The 3,010-nt window shown below is 68.9% G+C and carries 2 protein-coding genes and 1 pseudogene; 1 reads left to right on the plus strand and 2 read right to left on the minus strand.

The features are described 5' to 3' along the window. Positions 1–277: pseudogene (locus R1101_RS27695) on the plus strand (MFS transporter); the annotation flags it as partial. Between the two features lie 47 nt (positions 278–324). On the opposite strand, the gene R1101_RS0120075 reads toward R1101_RS27695, so the two are convergent. Continuing rightward, positions 325–1,335, minus strand: coding sequence for a 3-isopropylmalate dehydrogenase (locus R1101_RS0120075; RefSeq protein ID WP_026003504.1), 1,011 nt, complete (start codon positions 1,333–1,335; stop codon positions 325–327). 82 nt (positions 1,336–1,417) lie between these two features. Beyond that, on the minus strand, positions 1,418–3,010 hold a 1,593-nt coding region (gene serA, locus R1101_RS0120080; protein WP_232284798.1), incomplete at its 5' end, for a phosphoglycerate dehydrogenase.

Below are 3,010 nucleotides of genomic sequence, written 5' to 3' on the forward strand. Positions count from 1 at the left end.
GGCGTGGACGAACTCGCCGATCGCCGTGGGTGTCCTGCTCGTCGCGTCGATACTGACGTCGGCCCCGAACGGGTTGGCGTTCACCGCCGTGGCCGAGATCGCCGGACCGTTCTGGGGAGGTCGTGCACTCGGGATCCAGAACACGGGACAGTTCGTGTTCGCCGCGGCGGTCGGGCCCGTGTTCGGCGGCCTCATCGCCGCGGCCGGGTTTCCGATCGCCTTCGCGCTGGCCGCAGTGGCTCCGGCGGCGGCGGTTCCGGTGGTGCCGAAAGACTGACGGACCGTGTGGCTCCGGCAGGTACCCGACGGAGCCACACGGGAACGTCAGAGCGCGGCGGTGATGCGGTCGCCGATCTCGGTGGTCACGATCGGACCGGTGCCACGAGTCGAGAGATCGGCCTCGACGGCTCGCTCGACGCGGGCAGCGTCCTGCTCGCGTCCGAGATGGCGCAGCAGCAGTGCGGTGGACAGGATCGCCGCAGTGGGATCGGCGATGCCCTTGCCGGCGATGTCCGGAGCCGAACCGTGGACGGGCTCGAACATCGACGGGTTGGTGCCGGAAGCATCGATGTTGCCGCTCGCGGCCAGACCGATGCCACCGGTCACCGCACCGGCGAGGTCGGTGACGATGTCGCCGAACAGATTGTCGGTCACGATGACGTCGAACCGCGACGGGTCGTCGACCATGTAGATCGTCGCCGCATCGATATGGCAGTAGGCCGTCGTGACGTCGGGGAATTCCTTCCCCACCGTCTCGATGGCCCGTGTCCAGATCGCACCGGCGTTGGACAGGACGTTGGTCTTGTGGATCAGCGTCAGGTGCTTCCGGCGGGTCTGCGCGAGCTCGAAGGCGTACCGCACCACACGCTCGGCTCCGAACCAGGTGTTCACCGACACCTCGGTAGCGATCTCGTGCGGCGTTCCCACCCGGATCGCTCCCCCGTTACCGGTGTACGGCCCCTCGGTGCCTTCACGGACGACGACGAAATCGATCTCGTGGTCGGCGGCGAGCGGCGACTTCGCTCCCGGGTACAGCCGTGCCGGACGGAGATTGACGTGGTGGTCGAGCGCGAACCGCATGTTCAGGAGGAGACCGCGTTCGAGGACACCGGGGGTGACCGACGGATCACCGATGGCGCCGAGAAGGATCGCGTCGTGCTCGCGAATCGCGGCGAGATCGGCATCGGGCAGCAGTTCACCCGTCGTGTTGTACCGGCGGGCGCCGAGGTCGTACTCGGTCGTCGCGAGGTCCGGGACGAGCGCGCGGAGCACTTTCAGCGCTTCCGCTGTGACCTCGACACCGATGCCGTCACCGGGGATGACCGCAAGTTTCATGAGCACTACTCACTTCCTGTGCGACGGTGGCCGCGACCGTGCAGACACGGTCGCGGCCACCGGATGATGGAGAACGAAACGATCAGGACAGGTCGACCTGGGCGACCCGCGCCTCGAGCGCCTGGGTGATCTGCTCGACCTCGGCGTCGCCGACGGGGCGATCGACGCGCAGGATCACGGTCGCGCCGGGGCCCTCCGCGTCCTGACTCAGGGCCGCGGCCTGAATGTCGATGCTCGCGTTGCCGAGCACGGTGCCGAGCGTTCCGAGGACACCCGGGCGGTCCTGGTAGTGGACGATCAGGTTGTGGCCCTCGGCGCGGAGGTCGAAGCTGCGGCTGTTGATGTTGACGATCTTCTCGACCTGCTGCAGGCCGGTGAGGGCACCCGCCACGGAGGTGACGTGTCCGTCCGGCGCCACGGCGCGGACCTCGACGGCACTGCGGTGCGTGGTGGCCTCGCTGACCTTGTCGACCTCGACGGTCACGCCACGCTGCTCCGCGAGCTTGGGGGCGTTGACGAAGGTGACCGGCTCGTCGCTGCTCGCCGAGAACAGGCCGCGGAGGGCCGCCAGACCGAGGATGTCGACGTTCTCGGCGGAGAGCTCACCGCTGACGACGACCTGGACGTTCTGCACTGCCTCGGGCGAGAGGGTACCGGCGAGCAGGCCGAGCTTGCGGACGAGTTCGAGCCACGGCGCGACCTCCTCGCCCACGGGGCCACCGGAGACGTTGACGGCATCGGGCACGAACTCGCCGGCGAGGGCGAGCAGCACGCTCTTCGCGACATCGGTACCGGCGCGGTCCTGGGCCTCGGCGGTGGAGGCGCCCAAGTGCGGGGTGACGACGACGTTGTCGAGATCGAACAGCTTCGAATCGGTGCACGGTTCGGTCTCGAAGACGTCGAGGCCGGCAGCTCGCACCTTGCCGCCGACGAGCGCGTCGTACAGGGCGTCCTCGTCGATCAGGCCACCACGAGCGGCGTTGACGATGATCACGCCGTCCTTGGCCTTGGTCAAGCGTTCGGCGTTGATCAGGCCGGCGGTCTCCTTGGTCTTGGGCAGGTGCACGGAGATGAAGTCGGCGCGGGCGACGAGTTCGTCGATGTCGACGAGCTCGATGCCGAGCTGTGCGGCACGAGCGGCCGGCAGGTACGGGTCGTACGCGATGACATGGGTCTCGAAGGCCGCGAGACGCTGGGCGAACAGCTGCCCGATACGGCCGAGGCCGACGACGCCGACCGTCTTGCCGAGGATCTCGGTGCCGTTGAAGCTCGACCGCTTCCAGGTGCGCTCACGCAGGGTGCGGTCGGCGGCGGGGACCTGGCGGGCCGCGGACATGAGCAGGGCGACCGCGTGCTCGGCGGCGGAGTGGATGTTGGAGGTGGGCGCGTTGACGACCATCACGCCGCGCTCGGTGGCAGCGGCGATGTCGACGTTGTCGAGGCCGACACCGGCACGACCGACGATCTTGAGGTTGGGTGCCGCCGCGAGCACCTCGGCGTCGACGGTGGTCGCGGAGCGGACCAGCAACGCCTGGGCCTCGGGCACGGCCGCGAGAAGGGCGGGGCGGTCGGGGCCGTCCACCCAGCGCACCTCGACACCGTCACCGAGCGCGTCGACGGTCGACTGCGCAAGCTTGTCGGCGATCAGGACTACTGGACGGCCATTCTGGCTCAC

This window comes from Rhodococcus sp. R1101 (assembly GCF_000278445.1).
Classification (GTDB): Bacteria; Actinomycetota; Actinomycetes; order Mycobacteriales; family Mycobacteriaceae; genus Rhodococcus; species Rhodococcus gordoniae.

Coding starts and splice junctions, on each gene's coding strand:
- R1101_RS0120075 (WP_026003504.1), bottom strand. CDS start 1,335: ATGAAACTTGCGGTCATCCCCGGTGACGGCATCGGTGTCGAGGTCACA.